The 20094-nt window shown below is 67.4% G+C and carries 18 protein-coding genes; 3 read left to right on the top strand and 15 right to left on the bottom strand.

Features of this window, described 5'->3' with window-relative positions; all coding sequences use genetic code 11:
- Positions 1–43: 43 nt before the first annotated feature.
- Positions 44–1237, bottom strand: a complete 1194-nt coding sequence (locus JIP62_RS10730) for a cell wall hydrolase (protein ID WP_201102180.1) — start codon at positions 1235–1237, stop codon at positions 44–46.
- 97 nt (positions 1238–1334) lie between these two features.
- Positions 1335–1814, bottom strand: coding sequence for a Dps family protein (locus tag JIP62_RS10725; protein ID WP_201102179.1), 480 nt, complete (start codon positions 1812–1814; stop codon positions 1335–1337).
- 172 nt (positions 1815–1986) lie between these two features.
- Here JIP62_RS10725 and JIP62_RS10720 point away from each other — a divergent pair, with 172 nt between their 5' ends.
- Positions 1987–5235, top strand: coding sequence for a PAS domain S-box protein (locus JIP62_RS10720; protein ID WP_201102178.1), 3249 nt, complete (start codon positions 1987–1989; stop codon positions 5233–5235).
- A 9-nt stretch (positions 5236–5244) separates the two neighbouring features.
- On the opposite strand, the gene JIP62_RS10715 is transcribed toward JIP62_RS10720, so the two are convergent.
- Together JIP62_RS10715 and JIP62_RS10710 are read right to left on the bottom strand one after the other, a co-directional pair.
- The gene (locus JIP62_RS10715; protein ID WP_201102177.1) at positions 5245–5598 is read right to left on the bottom strand and encodes a DUF6481 family protein; all 354 of its coding nucleotides are present in this window, start codon (positions 5596–5598) and stop codon (positions 5245–5247) included.
- Positions 5599–5794: 196 nt separating this feature from the next.
- Positions 5795–5980, bottom strand: a complete 186-nt coding sequence (locus tag JIP62_RS10710; RefSeq protein WP_201102176.1) for a hypothetical protein — start codon at positions 5978–5980, stop codon at positions 5795–5797.
- A 446-nt stretch (positions 5981–6426) separates the two neighbouring features.
- Here JIP62_RS10710 and JIP62_RS10705 point away from each other — a divergent pair, with 446 nt between their 5' ends.
- Complete coding sequence (locus JIP62_RS10705; RefSeq protein ID WP_230974733.1) at positions 6427–7512, top strand: cell wall hydrolase; 1086 nt, start codon at positions 6427–6429, stop codon at positions 7510–7512.
- Positions 7513–7518: 6 nt separating this feature from the next.
- Here JIP62_RS10705 and JIP62_RS10700 read toward each other — a convergent pair whose 3' ends face one another.
- The 11 genes from JIP62_RS10700 to JIP62_RS10650 form a co-directional block, all read right to left on the bottom strand.
- The gene (locus JIP62_RS10700; protein WP_201102175.1) at positions 7519–7716 is read right to left on the bottom strand and encodes a hypothetical protein; all 198 of its coding nucleotides are present in this window, start codon (positions 7714–7716) and stop codon (positions 7519–7521) included.
- Positions 7717–7771: 55 nt separating this feature from the next.
- On the bottom strand, positions 7772–8635 hold the full coding sequence (nadC, locus tag JIP62_RS10695) for a carboxylating nicotinate-nucleotide diphosphorylase (protein ID WP_201102174.1): 864 nt from the start codon (positions 8633–8635) through the stop codon (positions 7772–7774).
- 11 nt (positions 8636–8646) lie between these two features.
- A complete protein-coding gene (locus JIP62_RS10690; protein ID WP_201102173.1) occupies positions 8647–10161 on the bottom strand; it encodes an L-aspartate oxidase in 1515 nt (504 codons plus the stop codon).
- Positions 10158–11006 carry a metalloprotease gene (locus tag JIP62_RS10685; RefSeq protein WP_201102172.1) on the bottom strand — a complete coding sequence of 283 codons (849 nt, stop codon included), beginning with the start codon at positions 11004–11006 and terminating at the stop codon, positions 10158–10160. Before JIP62_RS10685 ends, JIP62_RS10690 begins: the two co-directional genes overlap by 4 nt.
- Before the next feature lie 109 nt (positions 11007–11115).
- Positions 11116–12198, bottom strand: coding sequence for a quinolinate synthase NadA (gene nadA, locus JIP62_RS10680; RefSeq protein ID WP_230974732.1), 1083 nt, complete (start codon positions 12196–12198; stop codon positions 11116–11118).
- A gap of 80 nt (positions 12199–12278) precedes the next feature.
- Entirely contained in the window at positions 12279–12806 is a 528-nt protein-coding gene (locus tag JIP62_RS10675; RefSeq protein WP_230974731.1) for a methylated-DNA--[protein]-cysteine S-methyltransferase, read from the bottom strand.
- Positions 12787–13902: a bifunctional transcriptional activator/DNA repair enzyme AdaA gene (locus JIP62_RS10670; protein WP_201102170.1), complete on the bottom strand. Its 1116-nt coding sequence runs from the start codon at positions 13900–13902 to the stop codon at positions 12787–12789. Before JIP62_RS10670 ends, JIP62_RS10675 begins: the two co-directional genes overlap by 20 nt.
- A gap of 56 nt (positions 13903–13958) precedes the next feature.
- Positions 13959–15080 carry an HAAS signaling domain-containing protein gene (locus tag JIP62_RS10665; RefSeq protein WP_201102169.1) on the bottom strand — a complete coding sequence of 374 codons (1122 nt, stop codon included), beginning with the start codon at positions 15078–15080 and terminating at the stop codon, positions 13959–13961.
- A 25-nt stretch (positions 15081–15105) separates the two neighbouring features.
- Positions 15106–15435, bottom strand: coding sequence for a PadR family transcriptional regulator (locus JIP62_RS10660; RefSeq protein WP_201102168.1), 330 nt, complete (start codon positions 15433–15435; stop codon positions 15106–15108).
- A gap of 76 nt (positions 15436–15511) precedes the next feature.
- Positions 15512–16798: a dicarboxylate/amino acid:cation symporter gene (locus tag JIP62_RS10655; RefSeq protein ID WP_230974730.1), complete on the bottom strand. Its 1287-nt coding sequence runs from the start codon at positions 16796–16798 to the stop codon at positions 15512–15514.
- 78 nt (positions 16799–16876) lie between these two features.
- The gene (locus JIP62_RS10650) at positions 16877–17572 is read right to left on the bottom strand and encodes an extensin family protein (RefSeq protein ID WP_230974729.1); all 696 of its coding nucleotides are present in this window, start codon (positions 17570–17572) and stop codon (positions 16877–16879) included.
- A 147-nt stretch (positions 17573–17719) separates the two neighbouring features.
- On the opposite strand from JIP62_RS10650, the gene uvrB reads away from it, so the two are divergent.
- A complete protein-coding gene (gene uvrB, locus JIP62_RS10645) occupies positions 17720–20092 on the top strand; it encodes an excinuclease ABC subunit UvrB (protein WP_201102167.1) in 2373 nt (790 codons plus the stop codon).
- Positions 20093–20094: the final 2 nt, after the last annotated feature.

The raw sequence follows: 20094 nt of genomic DNA, 5'->3' as shown, positions 1-20094 counted from the left end.
CATCCGAACCACAGCCGTTGCAACGCCCCTTGCCGTTACCGCGTCAGCCGCCGGGACGACCCACTTCCTCGACGTCCATTGTCGTCACCCCGGGGGGCGGGGCGGACGGTGAGACCACCGGCCGGGGGGCCTCATAGGCGGCCAGATTGCGGTTGATCTCGGCAACTTCCTCGGGTGTGGGCTGGCGCCGGCCGCCCAGGCTGGTCACCCCTACCACGCGGGTGCGGCCATCGATCTCGACGGTACGCACCGCACTGCCGCCATTGGCTGCGGCCTGAGCCAGGGCCGCATCGGCCTCGTCCGGGGCTGCGGACGCCGCCGTCACGATCCGTGGCCGGGCGAACCTGGCCTCGTCGATCACGGGCTCGCGACCCGAATAGGCCTGGCGGAAGGCGGCCGTCTCTCCGTAGACACCCTTCCAGCGATAGAAGATGTGCGCCCCGATCTGGGTGATCTTGTTCAGCGTGGGGGCCCACCAGGGGTGAACATAATCGGCGTGGTAATGGGTCGCGGTTCCCACACGCACCGCCACATGGCCGGCCAGGGCCCGCTCGGCCACGATCCGCGCGCGGTCCCAGGCCCAGGCGACCGGACCCTGCGCCAGGGATCCGTCGCAGGTGAAGCTGAACTGGCAGCCGGTCACGCGCTCCGCCCCCTGGAACACCACCCCGCAGATGGTGTCCGGATAGTTGGGGTCGCGCACCCTGTTCAGCACGACCTGAGCAACCGCCTCCTGACCCTCGGTCGGCTCCAGCGCCGCCTCGTAATAGATGGCCTGGGTCAGGCAGCGCAGGGCGCGACGACGGTCGTCGGCCGTGCGCGGGCGGAAGACAAAGGGCTTGGCAGGGCGCAGAACCCCGCTGTCCACCGGCATGGCGGCATTGATGCGCTGGGCATCCAGCCCCTGGGGCGCGCCATCCAGTGTGGGCTTTCCGGCCAGAGACAGACTTTCCCAGCCCGGAGTCAGGCCCAGAAGGCTCGGACGCACAGAACCGGGATCGAACCGTCCGGCGAGCGACAGCAGTGCCGGATCATAACGCGCGGTCAGGGCCCGCAGCCCGCCCGGTCCCAAATCGCCCTGGGTCGTCCGCGCCAGCACTTCTGCGCGCCGGTCGACGTCCGGACGCGGCGTTGAACTGGCGGCCAGCGCGACACCGAAAGCGGCCATGGCGGCGGGGACACCGGCGGCGAACCGCCGGGCCTGAGCCTTCATGACTGTCCAGTCGATGACGCGCATCTGGTGTCCGGATGACGGTGCTCGCGCACCTCGTATCAGTCTTCTTGCACGAGGTTGGCGGCGACATTCAGGCGAATGACGCCGTTCTCTCTCCGGATCAGCGCGATCCCAGGCTGGAGCGAAGCATCCAGGCTGCCTTTTCATGGGCGGCCAGGCGCTGGGTCATCAGATCGACGCTGGCCTCGTCACCGGCTTCATCCGCCTCATCCAGCGCCGCGCGGGCGGTGGCGATGACGGTCTCGTGGTCGCGCATCAGCTCCTTCAGCATCTCCGGAGCGTCCTTTTCAGGATCGCCGTCCTTGATGGACGTCAGATTGGCAAAGGCCGAGCCGCCTTGAGGCACCAGCTCACCGAGCGCACGAATGCGTTCGGCGATATCGTCCAGCGCCGCCCAGATCTCGCGGTACTGAAGCTCCAGAAGATTGTGATAGCTGAAGAACTCCGGCCCGCGCACGTTCCAGTGATAGCCGTGGGTCTTCAGATAGACGGCATAGCTGTCGGCCAGCACCTTGGTCAGCTGCTGAGCCACGCCGCTGCGTTCGCCCTGTGTCAAGCCGGTATCGATGCTGGCGGTCATGAAAGGTCTCTCTTCAGGCAGGAATGGCGGCGGCGATGTCGCCGCATCCGGGAGTTAGGAAGCCGCCGCCCCTCAGCCAAGGGCGTATCGTCGCATATGGCCACGTTTGACAAGACGCCGATCGTGACATCAAGCAAGGCGCTGGTCGGCGATGACGCTGGACGGGGATTGCATGGGCGCTGACGCCTTCTTCAGAAGCATTGCGCTGTCGCCTCCGCCGGGCCTCTGGCGGACCCTTGCGATCATCTTCGGTTGCGCCCTTGGCGGATTGGCCACCCGGCTCGCGCTCGGTCCCGTCATGGGCAGTCTGCCCGCTTATGTGATCCTCATCCCTTCGGTGGTGCTTGCTGCGCTTTGGGTTGGCCGTCGCGGAGGCCTGGCCGTAACGGTCATCGGCATCCTCGGCAACGGAATGATCGTCGCTCAAGCCTCCGGTGCAAGTCTCGATCAGATCGGGCTCACCACAGGCGGGATCGTGTTCGCGGCGGTCGCCGTCCTGATGACCTTGGTTGCCGGCTCGCTCAGAAGCTCGCTCAGACTGGCCGAAGCGCGCCTGCTGGACTTGCAGCGGTCGGAGCATCGCATCGACGAAAGCGAGACGCGGTTCCGGGACATCAGCGATGCGGCCCCGGTCATGTTGTGGACCGCCGACGCCAAGGGCCGGGTCTATCTGAACGCGGCCTTCCGGCAGTTCTGGGGCAACAGGCCCCTCAATGTGCTGAACCTGAAGCCCTGGCTGGATGCCATCCACCCCGAAGATCGCGACCGGGTGTTCAAGGCCAGCATGAACGCCCTGACGAAACGCACGCCCCTGGTCATCGAGGGCCGCTATCGTCGGCACGATGGCGAATGGCGGATTCTGGCGACCGAGGCTCAACCCCGACTGGGACCTGACGGGGCCTTTCTGGGCATGGTCGGGGCCAATACCGACGTCACCGAACAGCGCCACGCCGAGGCCGCAGTCCGCGAGAGCGAAGCACGGTTCCGGCTGATGGCCGACACCGCCCCCTCGCCCGTCTGGCTGACCAATGCGGCCGGTGAGGTCGAGTTCGTCAACAAGGCCCTGGAAGTCTTTTATGGCCAGGCGGCCGAAAACATCCTCGGCCATGTCTGGAAGCAGGCCATTCATCCCGACGACGTCGCCGCTGTCGGCGTGGCACAGGCCCCGCGCGAGGAACGCCTGCCCTACGGCTTCGAATGCCGGTTCATGCGCGCCGATGGCGCATGGCGCTGGATGCGCGTTTCGGTCAATCCGCGCTTCGACGGGGACGGTGAGTTCCTGGGTTATGTCGGGATGTCCTTCGACGTGACCGAGGCACACGAGGCACTTGAGCGGCTGGAGCGTCAGCAGCGCCGCCAGGGTTTTCTTCTGCGACTGTCGGACGAACTGCGAGGGCTGGCCGCCCCCGACGACATCATCGGCCACGTCAGCCGGGCCTTGGGTGAGAAACTGGGCGTGGATCGCGTGGGCTTTGCAGAGGCTCAGGCCGACGGCGAGACGGTCTGGGTGCGCCAGGCCTGGGCGCGCGAGGGTCTGAAGCCGCTGGATGGGGCCTGGCGCCTGTCCGAACATGGCGAAGCGCAGGCCCGAGATTTGAAGAACGGCATCGCGATCCGCACGAGCGACATTCATCAGGAGAACGACCGGCATTCCGGGCCGATGTATGAGGCCCACGGCGTGAGGGCGCGCCTCAGCGTGCCCCTGATGCAGGGCGGTGCCCTGAGGGCCTTGCTATTCGCCCATGCGTCAGAGGCACGCGAGTGGCCCGATGACGATGTGACCCTGTTCAAGGACGTCGCGGCGCGGACATGGGCCGAACTGGAGCGCGCGCGCGCCGAGGCGGAGGTGCGCGAGAGCGAGCAACGCTTCCGCGCCATCGCGGATACGGCCCCGGTTCTGATCTGGGTCACCCACGCCGATCGGACGCGGGCCTTCGTCAACGAGGCCTATGTCGCCTATTATGGCAGCTCCTATGAGGAGGCCCTCACCGCCGACTGGCGCGCGGCCATCCACCCTGAAGATCAGGCGCGCATCCTGGCCGAGTCGGTCGCCGGCGAGGCGACAGGCCGCCCCTTCTCGATGGAGGCCCGCTATCTGCGCCATGACGGCAGCTACCGGTGGCTTCGGTCCTTCTCGCGGCCGCGCCTCTCGCCCGATGGCACGGTGGCCGGCTTTGTGGGGGTGGCCTTTGACATCACCGAACCCAAAAAGGCCGAACAGGACCTGATGCGAATCAATGAACTGCTGGAGGACCGCGTGGGTGAGGCCCTGGCAGAGAAGGCCAAGGCTGAGGCCGACCTGATGCATGCGCAGCGGATGGAGGCGGTCGGACGGCTGACGGGGGGCGTCGCGCACGATTTCAACAATCTGCTGACCGTGGTGATCGGGGCTCTGGATATCATCCTGAGATCGCCCAATGACGCGGCCAAACGGCAGAAGCTGGGAGAGGCGGCCCTGTCGGCAGCGCGGCGCGGAGAGCGGCTGACGCACCAGCTTCTGGCCTTCTCCCGGCGACAGGCCCTGCGGCCCGAGCCGGTGGATCTGAATGCCCTGATCCGCGAGAGCGAGCCACTGCTGCGGCGGGCCGTCGGCGATGCTGTCGACATGAAGCTGAAGCTTCGGCGAGGGGGGGCCAGGGTCAATGTCGATCCGGCCCAGTTCGAGGCCGCCCTGCTCAATCTGATCGTAAATGCGCGTGATGCCCTGGGCGATCGCGGCCGGGTGGAGATCCAGACCCAGAGCTGCGACGTCGAAGCCGGTGACGTGCCTGGCCTGGCAGCCGGTACCTATGTTTGTGTGACGGTCACCGACAATGGCGGCGGCATGCCGCCCGATGTCATCGACCGGGTGTTTGAACCCTTCTTCACGACCAAGCCGGTCGGCAAGGGCACGGGATTGGGGCTGAGCCAGGTTCACGGCTTTACCCACCAGAGCGGCGGTGGAGCCGCCGTCACCTCCACCTTTGGCAAGGGGACCGAGATCCGGCTTTATCTGCCGCCACTTTCGGACGACGTGGCCAAGCCGGAAGCGCCGCCCGTGGCCGTGCCGCGGGGCTCGGTCGTGGGCAAGCGCCTGCTGCTCGTCGAAGACGACGCCGGTGTCGCTGCCGTTGCCATCGAGTTGCTGGAGGCCATGGGCATGCAGGTGACGGCGGCCGAAAACGCGCCTCATGCCCTGGCTGTCCTGGCCGAGGCTCAGTTCGACGTCATGCTCAGCGACATCGTCATGCCCGGCGGCATGACCGGCATCGAGCTGGGCAAGCACTGTGCCCAGACCTGGCCAGCGATGCAGATCATCCTGGCCTCAGGCTATGCCGGAGACGATGTGGACGAGGCCCTGGCCGACGCACCCTGGCCCTTCCTGCGCAAACCCTATTCGGCAGAGGCGCTGAAGGCGATCATCCACGAGGTGGTCGGCTAGACCGCGCGATCAGCGTCCGCGCTGCGCCTTCTTGTCGGCGCGCCGAGCGCGCTGCTCGGCCTTGACCGCAGCCTTGCGCTCACGGCGTTCGTTACGGCGAGCTTCTTCCTGCTCTTCTTCGGTCATGCGCTTGGCCTCTACGACCTGTTGCTGCACGACTTCTTTTTCGCGACGCAAAGCGGCCTTGGCCGCCTCATGCTGCTGACGGATGGCTTCCTTTTCGGCGGCCCGCTTGGCGGCCAGCAGATCGAACTCGGGGTCCGGGGCAGCGGGCTTGGGCTTGAACTTGGCCAGGAGAGCCTTCTTGGCTTCGGCCTGGGCGGACAGTCTGTCGGCAAAGCCGGTCTGTTTCAGATCTCGCATGCGAGGGTCGGTCGTCCTTTTGGTGCGGGCTTACCGCGAATGAGGGGCCAGACGCCCGCTCCGGGCGGGTGGCTACGCGAAAACAGGGCCACAGATCAAGGCCGGGCAGACCTGGAGCCTGTTTGGCGCACGTGTCGACGGCGCAGCATGAAGCGATGCTGCGCCGTCTGGCCGTCAGAAGCTCTGGCTTCAGAGATCAGTCTTCGCCTTGGGTCCGCGAGACGGCGGCACCCGCGGCACCCCCTACGGCGGCACCGACCGGGCCAGCCACAACGGCACCAGCCACAGCACCGGTCGCGGCCCGTTGCTCCATGGTCGAGCCACAGGCTCCCAGGGCCAGGGCAGAGGCGGCGAAGGTCAGGGCGATAAGGGTGCGGGTCATGGCTTCTCTCCAGAATTACCTGCCGATAACGCCAAGAGTGCCGCTGCGTTCCGGACCCGGCACACCAAGGGTTTGGACAGCTTCGCGATGGATCGCGAATGCAATCGAACAACCAGGATAGAGCCACCACCAAGCAGGCCCGCCCACGGCCAATGTAGAAGCGGTGAGAAGCAATACAGTATAGCGCATCAAGTCATAGCCGCCCGAGCCATGAAGACTCATATTGTCTTGCCGGACGATCCGACTTCGCGACAAATTGCTGCGCTGCACACCGATCTTGCGAATCAAACACATTGAGGCCACAAATGGGTGGCTTAAGGCGCGTCCCCGACGTCCGGCTGTTCGCCGATCGTCGGTCTCTTTGACTGCCCTGCGGGCCCGATCCGCAGGTGTTCAAGACGATATTTAAGGGGCGGCATTGCGCCCTGCGGATCAGGATCAGGCCTTTGTCGACCCCTTCGCCCTCGCGCGTGGCTACCCATGCCGATCGTACCGCAAAGATCCGCCCCGCAGCGGCGGCGGCGGCATTCGGCGGGCTGGTCGGCCTGGCCATCGGCTGCGCCTATCTGGGCGGAACGGTCGCCAAGGCCACCACGGTGCGTGCTCAGGCGGAACGGATCGAGGGGGCGGCCTCCGCCGGCTTTACGGAAGAGGCCCTGTCGGCGGCTGCGGGCGGCATGGATGCCAGCGCCCTGGCCATCGCGCGTCGGCATGATCCCTACACCGTTGCAGGTCCGTCGCAGCGCGACCGGCAGGCGGAACTGATGACCGCCCGACTGGAACGTCTGCGCGGCACGCCCGATTCCAACCTTCGTCAGGTCAGCCTGGGGGCAGCCCATCCGGCCGCGCGGCCCTTCCGCCTGGACAACGCCCTGGACGCCTCGCGTGACCTGGAGTGCCTGACCCAGGCCGTCTATTACGAGGCCCGCGGCGAGGGTCGCGACGGCATGCGCGCCGTGGCCCAGGTCGTTCTGAACCGCGCCCGGCACCCGGCCTTCCCCAAGACGGTCTGCAGCGTCGTCTTCCAGGGGGCCGGACGACGCACCGGCTGCCAGTTCAGCTTCACCTGTGACGGATCCATGCGCGCGCCCATCAATCGGGCCGCGTGGAACCGGGCCCGTGACGTCGCCTCTCAGGCCTTGTCGGGCACTGTCTATTCTCGGGTCGGCAATGCGACCCACTTCCACACCACGGGCGTCTCCCCCCGATGGCGGTCCTCACTGATTCAGGTGGGCCAGGTCGGCGATCACGTCTTCTATCGCTTTGGGGGCCGTTCGGGCTCCAGCAGCGCCTTTGCCTACCAGCCGCGCGCCTCGTCGAGCGAACCGCCGCAGATCATGCAGGCCAGCCTGGATCCGACCGTGCCTGTCCGTCAGGCGGGACAGGCCGTCGCCTATAGCTGGGTCCTGGCCCAGGAAGGTCTCGGGGTGGGGGAAACCTCGGCCAGCCCCGCCCCCTCGGCGTCGACCCCTACCACTGCAGCGCCGGCACCGGCACCTGCGATCACAACGGAACCGGCCCCGGTTACCTGATCGAACTCAGCGCTGGTGAACCTGCATCTGCGCCGTCAGATTGCGGTTCAGCCGACCGAAATCCGGCCTTCCCTTCCTGTAGCCCGTGACCTGAAGCGGGTCTGCGTAAAGGGCATCGCCCCGATCCGGCCCGGCCAGCGATAAGGCCTGGGCGGTCATGTTGGTGGTGTCGAAGCTTCGGTTTTCGCAGGTCAGATCAGTCATGGGGCGTCCTTCGCCCCGATAAGCCCCTGGATTCACGCCTGTTCCATAACGACGATCAGCCGATCAGGGCGTCGAGGCCGAGATCCAGAGCCGGCGCCGAATGGGTCAGGGCCCCGACCGAAATCACATCCACGCCCGTGGCCGCGATCGCCGCCACCGTATCCAGGGTGACGCCGCCCGAAGCTTCCAGCACCGGCCGCCCGAACGGATTCACCTTGGCCCGGGCCACCGCCTCGCGCAGCATGGGCAGGGTGAAGTTGTCCAGCATGACGACGTCGGGGCCCTCAATCAGGGCCTCGTCCAGCTGATCCAGGCCGTCGACCTCTACTTCGACCTTCATCAGATGGCCCGCAGCGGCCCGCGCCCGGCGGATCGCCTCGCCCACCCCGCCGCAGACGGCGACATGGTTGTCCTTGATCAGGATGGCGTCATCCAGGCCAAAGCGATGGTTGACCCCGCCGCCACAGCGTACGGCATGCTTCTCCAGCGCACGCAGCCCCGGGGTCGTCTTGCGCGTGTCGGCGATCCGTGCCCGCGTCCCCGCCACTGCCTCGACATAGGCATGGGTCAGGGTCGCGATGCCGCACAGGCGCCCCAGCAGGTTCAGTGCGGTCCGCTCTGCCGCCAGGAAGGCCCGGGCATCGGCTTCGACCTCGGCCAGGACCGCACCCGCGGCAAAGGTTGCGCCGTCCGCCAGCTTCAGGTCGATCGACGCCTTCGGATCCATGGCCAGCACGGCGCACCGGACGATGTCGATGCCGGCCAGCACTCCGGGCTTGCGCGCGGCGAAGGCGGCACGCAACCGGGCATCGGCCGGGATACAGGCCGCAGCGGTCACATCCCCTGCGCGGCCCAGATCCTCGGCCAGCGCCATGCGAACGACCGGCTCAATCAGGATCTCAGGCAGGCGGGAGGTCATTGAGGCATCCTTCATTCGGCGGCAATCAACTTGGCCGGAGCGCGCCGGATACGGGTGTGGCGGGGCGCGGCTGACAGGTCCGGCCAGTCGCTTCGGTAGTGTCCGCCGCGGCTCTCCTGACGATCCAGCGCCGCCTGGGCGATCAACCGGGCGGTAATCAACGGCAGGGCCCCGGCACTATGGGCTTCCAGTTCGGTGATGATGGCCAGGGCCCTGGCCAGACCTTCGGCATCGCGCACCACGCCGACATGGTCGCTCATGGCATGGCGCAGCGTCTGCAGGTCCGCATCCTCAAGGGTGGCACCGCTTACGATCGACAGGACCGGGGTCAGCCCGCCTGCCTCGGCTGCCGCCGCCCGGCCCGTGCGTCGTCCGAAGGCGGCCGCTTCCAGCAGGGAGTTGGAGGCCAGGCGATTGGCGCCATGCACCCCGGTCGCCGCGCACTCGCCCACGGCAAACAGGCCGGGCAGGCTGGTGCGCCCATCGGGCGACGCCGCAATACCCCCCATGTGATAGTGGGCCGCCGCCGCAACGGGGATCGGCGTCTCGCGAGGGTCCAGGCCCGCCCGCATACAGGCGGCGAACACCGCCGGAAACTCGTGCGGAAAGGCCTCGCCAATGGCCGATCGCGCATCCAGATAGGCTCCGCGGCCCTTGGCCCTGGCGGCATGGACGGCACGGGCCACCACATCGCGCGGTGCCAGGTCCGCATCGTCCGCTGGCCCCAGCAGGAAACCGCCGTCCCGGTCGATCAGGCGCGCGCCCTCGCCCCGCAACGCCTCGGTCGCCAGGGGCATGGGGTCCAGCCCGACGTCCATGGCCGTGGGATGGAACTGGACGAACTCGGGATCCAGGATTTCGGCACCGGCCAGCCAGGCCAGGGCCAGACCCTCGCCCAGCAGGGCGGCGGGGGTGGTGGTCTGGGCATAAAGGCCGCCGGCCCCGCCCGTGGCCAGCACCACCGAGGCCGCCAGAACCTGAACCCGGCGTCCGCCCGACCGCTCGATCAGGGCCCCGCGCACCCGGCCCGAGGCGTCCTGGATCAGGCCGCAAAGCCGTCCGTCCTCCCATACCGTGACATGAGGGGCGGCACGCACCGCCGCGACCAGAGCCGACAGGATGGCCCGGCCCGCACCGTCACCGCCGACGCGGGCGACGCGCGGGCGCGAATGGGCGGCCTCCAGGCTGACGGCAAAGCCGCCGCCCTGGGCACGATCGAACGGGGCACCCAGACCGGCCAGCCACTCGACCGTCTCGCGCCCGTCGTCGGTCAGGGTTCGGGTGGCCAAGGGCTCCACCAGCCCCGCGCCGGCCAGGGCCGTGTCCTTGGCGTGCAGGGCGGCGCTGTCGTCATCGCCAAGGGCTGCGGCCACCCCGCCCTGCGCCCAGGCGGAGGAACAGGCCTGAAGCAGGGGCATGGGGGTCACGACCAGCGTCGGCCGGGGCCCCGCCTCCAGCGCCGCCGACAGGCCCGCCAGTCCGCCGCCAATGATCAGCGGCCCGTCATGAATGATCGGAGCCGTCATCGACCGATACCGAAATAGCGTCCGCCGATCTCCAGCGCCCCGCCGACCGAACCGTCGGTCAGAGGCGCCAGGGCCGCGACGCCGACGCCGGCGCACAAGATGGCGGTGACCAGGAACAGGCCGACACTCATGCCCGCCTCGCGCCAGGTCAGCTGCCGCCCTTCCGGCCGCCATGTGCCGCGCCGCAGGTGTCCGATCAGGGCCAGGGCAAGAAAGACCGCGAAGATATAGCTGCCGTTCATCACGCCCCAGGCCACGACCGCCAGGCCGATGAGCACCATGACCGCCATCTCGACCATCGGATGAATCCGGGCCAGCACGGGCCCCAGGGCCTTTGACCCATCCAGAGGCGGCGCGGGGGCCAGGTTGATCAGATTGATCGCCGCGATCGCCGCCGCGCCCACGAACCATTCCGCCTGGGCGGTATAGGCCCCCAGGGCAAAGAAGGGGATGGCCGCCAATATGCCAAAGGCCGGTCCGGCCAGGGACACCAGCACCCCGTCCCACTCACTGACGGGCATGCGCTGGCCGCGTGCGACGCCGCCCAGGAAGGGAATGATATAGATTTTGGCCGGGCCCATCCCTAGCCGGTTCATGGCCAGGACATGCCCATATTCATGCACCAGCAGGCCGAAGATCGCTGCCACGGCGATGACCCAGCTGCCGCTGATCCACCAGATGAATCCGCCGAGCAACGCCGTCGAGATCAGGGCCCAGGCCGGATGCTGGCCCTTGACCAGATCGGGCTGGACCGGGGGCCGGTCCGCAGGGGGTGGCGAAGAGGGAACCGGGTTGACGGGAAGGTCCCAGGGGCCGCGGCGGGCGGAGTCGGTTGGATCGCTCATCGCTCGGACTTGGCCTTGTCCGTCCTCAGCCACAAGGCCAGGAGGGCGAGAAGCCGCAGGGTCTTGCGATCAACCTGAACCGAGGCGTGAACGGGAGCGACATAGTGCATCAGATCAGCTCCACCGCCACATGGTGACGCGCCTTGAAGAGGTCATAGCGGGCCGGGATCGCGGGCGGCGGCAGATCGACCATCCGCTGCACGGCCAGGCGCGCACGCTCAGCCATATCCTCGGGCACGGTCACCTCGAACTGCATGTTGATCAGGCAATCGCGGATGTTTTCGAGGGTAATCCGCTTCATGTGCGGACACAGGTTGCACGGGCCGATGAACTGCACGCCGGGTACGTCGCCGGCGACATTGGAGGCCATCGAACATTCGGTGATCAGGACGACCTGCTTGGGTTTTCGCCCTGCGACATAGTCCGTCATCGCCGCTGTGGAGCCTGCGAAATCGGAGGCGGCCAGCACATCCTCGGGACATTCCGGATGGGCCAGGATTTCGGCACCCGGATAGGCGGCGCGCATGTCGGCGATGTCGGCGGCGGTGAAGCGCTCGTGCACCTCGCACCGGCCCTTCCAGGCGATGATGCCGACGGTGGTCTGGGCCGCAACATTGCGCGCCAGGAACTCATCGGGGATCAGGATGACACGATCGACGCCCCATTCCTTTGCCGCCCATTCGACGACCTGGACCGCATTGGCGCTGGTGCAGCAGATGTCGGTCTCGGCCTTCACATCGGCGGTGGTGTTCACATAGGTCACGACCGGCAGACCCGGATAGCGCGCCTTGATCAGCCGCACATCGGCCCCGGTGATCGAGGCCGCGAGCGAACAGCCGGCCCGCAGGTCGGGGATCAGCACCGTCTTGTCGGGCGACAGGATCTTGGACGTCTCGGCCATGAAGTGGACGCCGGCCTGGACAATCACCTTGGCATCGGACCGGGCGGCTTCCTTGGCCAGGCCCAGGCTGTCGCCGACATAGTCCCCTACCCCGTGGAAGATGTCGGGCGTCATATAGTTGTGGGCCAGGATGACGGCGTCGCGATCGGCCTTCAGCCGATTGATCTCGGCGATCAGCTCGGCCTGGACCGGCCATTCCATCGGGGTGACATGGTCGCGCACCTTGGGCCAGACATGGTCGGTCACATCCTGGACCGTGGTCCACCGCGCCATCGCTGCACCGTCTGCCATCGTCGCCTCCATACCCTTATGCTCACATTCAGCATAAGCAGGCGCAATCTAGGCCGATCAGCACGGATTGCAAGGGCACACTAGAGGATGACGCCCTCATGCCGCAGCAGCCAGCTCTTGCGCTCGATGCCGCCGGCATAGCCGGTCAGGGTGCCGTTCGTGCCGATCACCCGGTGGCAGGGGACGATCAACGCAATGGGGTTCTGGCCATTGGCCAGACCGGCGGCCCGCACAGCCCTGGGCGCACCGATCGCCGCGGCCAACTGGCTGTAGCTGCGGGTCTGGCCGGCCGGAATGGCACGCAGCGCAGCCCAGACCGCGCGCTGAAAGGCGGTGCCGGCGGTCTTTACCCCCACCGCGTCGAGCGCCCGCACATCCCCGCCGAAGTAGGCCTGTATCGCCGCCCGAAGACTCTCCGGAGCCCGGCCCGCCACCAGGACGGCCCCGGGCGCGTGCCGCCCCAGCAGACGCATCATGCGCGGCTCATAGTCGGCAAAATCGAGGGCCCGGACCGCGCCGTCCACGTCCGTGACCAGCAACACCTCCCCCACAGGCGACGCGATACGGTCGAGCGTGAGCATCAGGGTGTCAGGCTGCACAGCGGACATGGTGGTCCTCCTTGGTGATGACGCCGCCCAGGCGCAGGTGCCGTTCCGCATAGGCCCGCCATGGCCGCCAGGCCTCGGCACGCAGGGTCAGGGCCTCGTCGAGCAACCGATCGTTCGGCGCGTCGCCAGGGCGGTCGGTCCAGCTTCCCGGCAGCCTCATGCCCGGCCGGGCGGCCACAAGCGGCGCCAGCAGAGGGTCAGCGGACAGATCGCGCTCGATCGCCACCGGGTCCGCTGAAAGATCGAAAACCCTGCGCACCCGGGCCAGTATGCCTGGCAGTGCCTTCAAGTCGGCGGCCTCGACATGGAGATCAAGCCGCCCGCCGATGCGGTGCTCGACGCCGACCCGGCCGTCTGTCCCATCGATCTCGGGCGAGAGGACACGCGACCATCGCCCCGCCTCCACAGCGTCGCCACGCGCCGCGAGCGCGCCGATCATGTCATCCCAATCATAAGGTGGACGATAGGGCAGGCTGAGGGCGATGCCGGGCGTCGATCCAGGACGTTCGCGGCCTCGCCTCAGGGACGAGGGCGGTCGACCATAGAGGGCCTGGAACGTCTCATTGAACCGCCGCACGCTGCCGAAGCCGGAGGCCAGGGCCACCTCGGCCATCGACAGACCTGTCTGATGCAGCAGGGTCTTGGCCAGCAGCACACGCCGGGTCTGGGCCACACTGACCGGAGCGGCCCCCAGATGCTGGCGAAACAGGCGGCGCAGGTGGCGGTCCCCCATGCCCAGACGTTCGGCCAGGGCCTCGGTCGTCCCCTCACCGCCCGCCCCTCCGTCCAGCGCCCCCGCCTCGATCAGGGCAAGGGCCCGACTGACGCTGTTGGACGTGCCGCGCCAGGCTCCCATGTCCGGGGCGGTTTCTGGCCGACAGCGAAGACAGGCCCGAAAGCCTGCCTCCTCTGCCGCCGCCGCAGTCACCACGAAGATCATGTTTTGCCGCAGCGGGGTCCGCGCCGGACAGACGGGACGGCAATAGATGCCCGTGGTCTTCACACACCCGAAGAACCGCCCGTCGAAACGGGCATCGCGCGTCAGCACCGCCCGATAGCAGGCATCCTGGTCCAGAGGGGGCGGTGCGATCTCCATGCGAGACAGGATGCGCCCGGCCGCCCCTCAAGTCTCGCGGTTTTCGGACATCGATCTCAAACCCTGTCTCGGGCGGGTCGAACCAGCCGCCACAGATTGAGCAGGATCGAACAGACAAGACTGACGGCGATGATGGCCAGCACCCAGGTGAGGATGGTGCTCAAGATCAGACCGGCACCGTCGATGTCTTTTCCGGCGGCGGCCATGCGCGGCCAGGCATCCGGGGCCAGATACCGTCCCGCCGGACCGACCAGAGCAGTCACGCCATCCTGGCTGAGCGTGAACCAGGTTCCGGCCTGGTAAAGGACGGAAGCCAGCCACAGCCCTGCCGCCGCCAACGGGATTCGGAACAGAGCCCGCAGCTTGATCGCACTCGGACGCACCACGGTCAGCAGATCGACCGCGACGCCCGACAAGGCATAGGCCAGGATCGGCGTGAACAGGGCGGCCCAGATGGGCGCAGGCTGAAACACCATGTCTTCGCGTCCGAAGGATACGGCCGTCATGCCCACTCCCCGGAGCGCACCGATCCACCACAGCACGAACACGATCCCGGCGATCACGCCCCACAGGGCGTCGGCCCCCGGCATGGGCTTGGGAGCCGGGCGGGGCCTGTAGGCCGAGGGCTTTGCATTCAGATCGGCCCCCGCCATGCCCGTCGCCCAGTTGGCCGGGTCGCTGAGACGCAGCGCGGCCAGATCCTTCACCTTCCACTTCGTCAGGAAGTCGGGGCGAATGTTCTGCCAGTCCAGAACGGCACCGGCGACCGTGGCCACGCCGATCAGGGTCAGGGCGCTGCCGAAGAAGCCGTGGAAGGCCTGGGAGATCGACTGGCCGAAATTCGGCGTGCCCGACACGAGGTGAATGACCAGACCCAGCGCCTGCACCGCCAGCAGGATGAACAGACCCGCCTTCACCGCAAACAGCCAATAGGGAAACAGCTCTGGCCCGATCAGGCTCTGCGGCCCCCTGCCATAGCGGGCCGCCACGACCAACGGATGACCCATGGCTCGCAGGATGTCTTCGCGTTCGTCATCGCTCAGCGCGCGGCCCAGTTCGGCCTCTCGCTCCTCGAAGCGGTTCAGCAATGTGTCGCGCAGTTCGGCGACGATGTCGTCGCGGGTATCGCGCGGCAGCTGCGCCGCCACAGCATCCAGATAGGTGTCGAGCATGGTCATGTCGGTCCCCCAACCCGTTGATCGGTCACAAAATCTTCTCAAGCGACGCATTGATGCCGCGCCATTCGGCGGTCAGTTCGGCCAGCATGGCGACCCCGCCCGGCGACAGGCGGTAGAAGCGCTTCCTGCGCTTCTCTTCCTCGCGCCATTCGCTGATCAGCAGGCCCTGGCTCTCTAGTCGACGCAGCAGCGGATAGAGGGTTGATTCCTCCATCTCCAGCCCGTCAGCGGCCAAGGCCTGACGCAGGGTATAGCCGTAGCGTTCCTCTCTCAGCCGGGCCAGGACAGCCAGGACCAGAGACCCACGCCGCAGCTCCAGCCGCATGGAATCGAACTGTTCCGGATCCAAAGCCATTGCACGCCCTGTCCGCCACATAGTGTGTGACACACAGTGTATGCCGCACACTGTGCGACAGAGTCAATCTGACAGCTTAGCGAGGCTCGGCTTCCGGTCTCTCGACCAGGCGCGTCACGGCCAGGTCGGCGGTCACATTGCCGACGGTGCGAAAAATGTCCGGAATGACCTCTACCGCCAGCAACAGAGGCAGAACCTCCAGCGGCACGCCCATCGCGATGCAGATTGGGGCGATGGAGGCGAAGAAGGACACCTGTCCGGGCAGGCCAACCGTGCCGATCGACACCAGTATGGCGGCCAGTCCCGCCGCAATCAGCTGGCCTGCCGACGGCTCCAGTCCGAACAGGTGGGCGACGTAGACCGCCACCCCCAGATTGGCCACCGGACTGGTAATGCGGAAGACCGCCACCGCCAGCGGCAGAACCAGACCGGCACCGGCTCGGCTGATACCCAAGGCATCGACCGCCCGCTCGACCATCACCGGCAGACTGGCCAGGGACGACTGGGTCGAGAAGGCCACCACCTGGGCCGGAGCCGCTGCCCGCGCAAAGCGGAACAGACTGACCCGACCGAACAGGGCGACCAGAGGATACATCAGCAGGGTGATGCCCAGGCAGGACAAAGAGATGACGGCCACATAGTGGACCAGGGTTCCCGCCGCGCCGATCCCCGCTGACAGTCCAACCCCCAGGGACAGGGCGAATACCCCCAAGGGCGCGGCGGCCAAGACCCAGCGCACGATCACGATCATGGTCTCGGCCACCGCTTCGAACAGCGTGACCAGAGGCACCCGGAGACGCTCGGGCAGGCGCGAGGCCGCAAAACCAAAGAAGACGGCAAACACCACCAGCCCCAGGATCGCATCCTCGGCCGCCGCCCGGATCGGATTGGCCGGGGCGATGGTCTGGACGAAGGCCGAGAAGGGTGCCGTCTGGCCGATGCCCTCAGGCGCGGGCGGCGCTCCGGCCACCAGGGCGGCACCGCCAGCCGGATCGATCGGCCACAGGGCCAGCAGGCTATAGGCGGCGCCGATGGCATAAAGGGTGGCTCCCACGATCAGCACCGCAAAGATCGCCACGGCCCGGGCCGCCGTTCGCCCCGTTCGCGCCGCGTCTGCGATCGAGGCAATGCCGACCACCAGAAGCGAAAAGACCAGCGGCACGATCGTCATTCGCAGAGCATTCAGCCACAACTGCCCCAGGGCTGCGACCATATCGGCGGTTGCCGTCCCGCCCGGCAGACCGGCTGTCTGAGCCCAGGCCCCCGCCACCAGTCCCGTCGCCAAGGCCGCCAGCACCATCAGACTGAGCGACGGCAGCCTGGACCGGTGAGGCGAGGGCGAGGTGGAGGGCGTATCGGTCATGGCCGCACGCTAGCAGTCCGCGACCGGGCCGACATCCTGCGAAATCCTCATCAGCGAACCTTGATCGGACCTGGCACCTCAGCGGCAGAAGGGTCGGGCCCCCGGTTCCAGGTGCAGGTGATCCTGGTGCGGCGCGTCATAGTCGGGGCTGAGCACCGTGCCGAAGATACGGCAGGCATCGTCGCGGATGCGGCGCAGGAACCGCGCCTCATCCGTGTCGCCGCGCCAGTCGGCCGCGACGGTGATCCGCCGCCCGTCCCGCAGGCGCACCCCGCCGAAGTCGATGGCGGCGGCCAGGGAATGAGCGCTGGGCCGGGCCCCTGGCCGGTTGCTGACGCTGCGACACGCATAGGTGCCGAAATGGTCGATCTGGACCACATCCTGGCCGAAGATTTCACGCGCCGCCGGCTCCACCGACTGTCTGCGCCAGACGCTGAACGCCAGGGCCGTCTCGCACGTCATGGTCGGGGCGGCCGGAGCCAGCCGTGCTACCGTGCCCAGGTCCACCGCCAGCACGCCCGCTTGGCTGAGCCCGCAGGTCGCCGAATCCACGCGGTCGGGCACGGGATCGAAAGTCACCCTCGCCGCGCCCAGGCTGGCCGCGCAGGCCGCGACACCTGCCCCGGCGGCCCGCGCGATCCGCGACCGCGTCTGGCCATCGATCGGCGCATCGATCAGGCCGGCATCGGCAGGAGCGGCGGCTGCGGGAGCGGGCCGCGGCGGGCCGTCGCCGGGCGTATACGGCCGCTCGCTGCTCCGGGGCGCGCAGGACATCAGGACGAGACACGCCCCCATCGCCACCGCATATGCGCCTGTCCGGAAGTTGAGCATGACCAAAGGCAGGCCCCCAGCGCTGATTCGTCAAGCCACCGGCACCCCCGACCTCTGGCGATCCGGCCTGCCGCATCCTAAGTTGTGTTCATGAACCGTTCCTCGACGCCCAAGGGGTCGGCCCCCCGCACCAAGAAGCCCGTCCATGTGCCGCAGGCGGGCATGGCAGAGGCTCCGGCCGCCTTTCTGCGCGACGATGCGGCGCCCATGCCGCAGGCCATGCGCAACATGCCAATGTTCGCGCCCGTTTCCGGCCCGCGCCTGACGCCGGAGGAGGCCCCCGGCAAGCCGGACGACTGGGCTCCGCACCGTCCCGACCGCCCCGCCAAGTCGCTGAAAGGCCGCCAGCAGCAGCCCTTCCGTCTGGTCACCAACTACACGCCGGCCGGGGACCAGCCCTCGGCCATCGCCGAGATCGTCGAGGGGCTGGAGGGGTCGGAGCGCGATCAGGTGCTGCTGGGCGTCACCGGCTCCGGCAAGACCTTCACCATGGCCAAGGTCATTGAGGCCACGCAGCGTCCCGCCCTGATCCTGGCCCACAACAAGACCCTGGCGGCGCAGCTGTACAGCGAGTTCAAGGCCTTCTTCCCTGACAATGCCGTCGAATATTTCGTATCCTATTACGACTACTATCAGCCCGAAGCCTATGTTCCTCGTACTGACACCTATATCGAGAAGGACTCCAGCATAAACGAGCAGATCGACCGGATGCGGCATTCGGCGACGCGCTCTATACTGGAACGCGATGACGTCATTGTTGTGGCGTCGGTCAGCTGTATCTACGGCATTGGCTCGGTCGAGACCTATACGGCCATGACGTTCGACCTGAAGGTCGGGGCGCAGATCGATGAGGCGAAGCTGAGGGCCGATCTGATCGCGCTGCAGTATAAGCGCAACGACCTCAATTTCGAGCGCGGCATGTTCAGGAAGCGCGGCGACACCGTCGAGATCTTCCCGGTCCACCAGGAGGATCGCGCCTGGCGCATCAGCCTGTTCGGCGACGAGATCGAGAGCATCCAGGAGTTCGACCCCCTGACCGGCAAGAAGACCGCCGATCTGGAGGAGGTCACCGTCTATGCCGCCAGCCACTATGTCACCCCGCGCCCGACGCTGAACCAGGCCCTGGGCGGCATCCGGGCGGAGCTGAAGGAGACGCTCGACTGGATGGTCGAGAACGGCAAGCTGCTGGAGGCCCAGCGGCTGGAACAGCGCGTCCGCTTCGACCTGGAGATGATGGAGGCCACCGGCTCCTGCGCCGGGATCGAGAACTATTCCCGCTGGCTGACCGGCCGCGCGCCCGGAGAGCCCCCGCCCACCTTCTTCGAATACATCCCCGACAACGCCCTGCTGTTCGTGGACGAAAGCCACGTCACCATCGGCCAGATCAGCGCCATGTTCCGGGGGGATTACCGCCGCAAGTCGACCCTGGCCGAATACGGCTTCCGCCTGCCCTCCTGCATCGACAACCGCCCGCTGAAGTTCGACGAGTGGGACGCCATGCGCCCCCAGACGGTGCACGTCAGCGCCACCCCCGGGCCGTGGGAGATGGAGCGCACCGGCGGCGTCTTCGTGGAGCAGGTGATCCGCCCCACCGGCCTGATCGACCCGCCCGTCGACATCCGCCCCGTCTCCGGCAAGACCCGCAACCAGGTCGACGACGTCATCGACGAGGTCAAGGCCGTGGCCCGCAACGGCTATCGCAGCCTGGTCACCGTCCTGACCAAGAAGATGGCCGAGGACCTGACCGAATACATGCACGAACAGGGGGTCCGCGTCCGCTATATGCACAGTGACGTCGATACCATGGAGCGGATCGAGATCATCCGCGACCTGCGCCTGGGCACCTTCGACGTGCTGATCGGCATCAACCTGCTGCGCGAGGGGCTGGACATCCCCGAATGCGGCCTGGTCGCCATTCTGGATGCGGACAAGGAGGGCTTCCTGCGCTCCGAGACTTCATTGATCCAGACCATCGGCCGCGCCGCCCGCAACGTCGACGGCCGCGTCATCCTTTACGCCGACCGCATGACCGGCTCGATGGAGCGCGCCATCGCCGAGACCAACCGCCGCCGCGAACGGCAGGAGGCCTATAACGCCGAACACGGCATCACCCCCGAAAGCGTCAAGCGCGACATCAAGGAAATCCTCGACAGCCCCTATGAGAAGGACCGCGTCCTGATCCCCACCGCCGGGGTGCGCGAAGACGCCAAACCCTTCATCGGCAACAATTTCCAGGCCACGCTCAAGGACATGGAAGCCAAGATGCGCGAGGCCGCCTCCAACCTGGAATTCGAGGAAGCCGGCCGCCTGCGCGACGAGATCAAGAAGCTGAAACTGCTCGACCTGGAATTCGCCAACGAAGTCCTGACCGCCGCCGGCGAAGAGGTCGACAAGACCGCCCCGAAGCGCTGGCGCAAGGAGGCTCAGGTGGAGAAGGCGGAGGCGTTCCGTAAGGGGCGATAGGG

The organism is Brevundimonas vitisensis (genome assembly GCF_016656965.1).
Classification (GTDB): domain Bacteria; phylum Pseudomonadota; class Alphaproteobacteria; order Caulobacterales; family Caulobacteraceae; genus Brevundimonas; species Brevundimonas vitisensis.
This window is presented reverse-complemented; position numbering and strand designations above follow the sequence as displayed.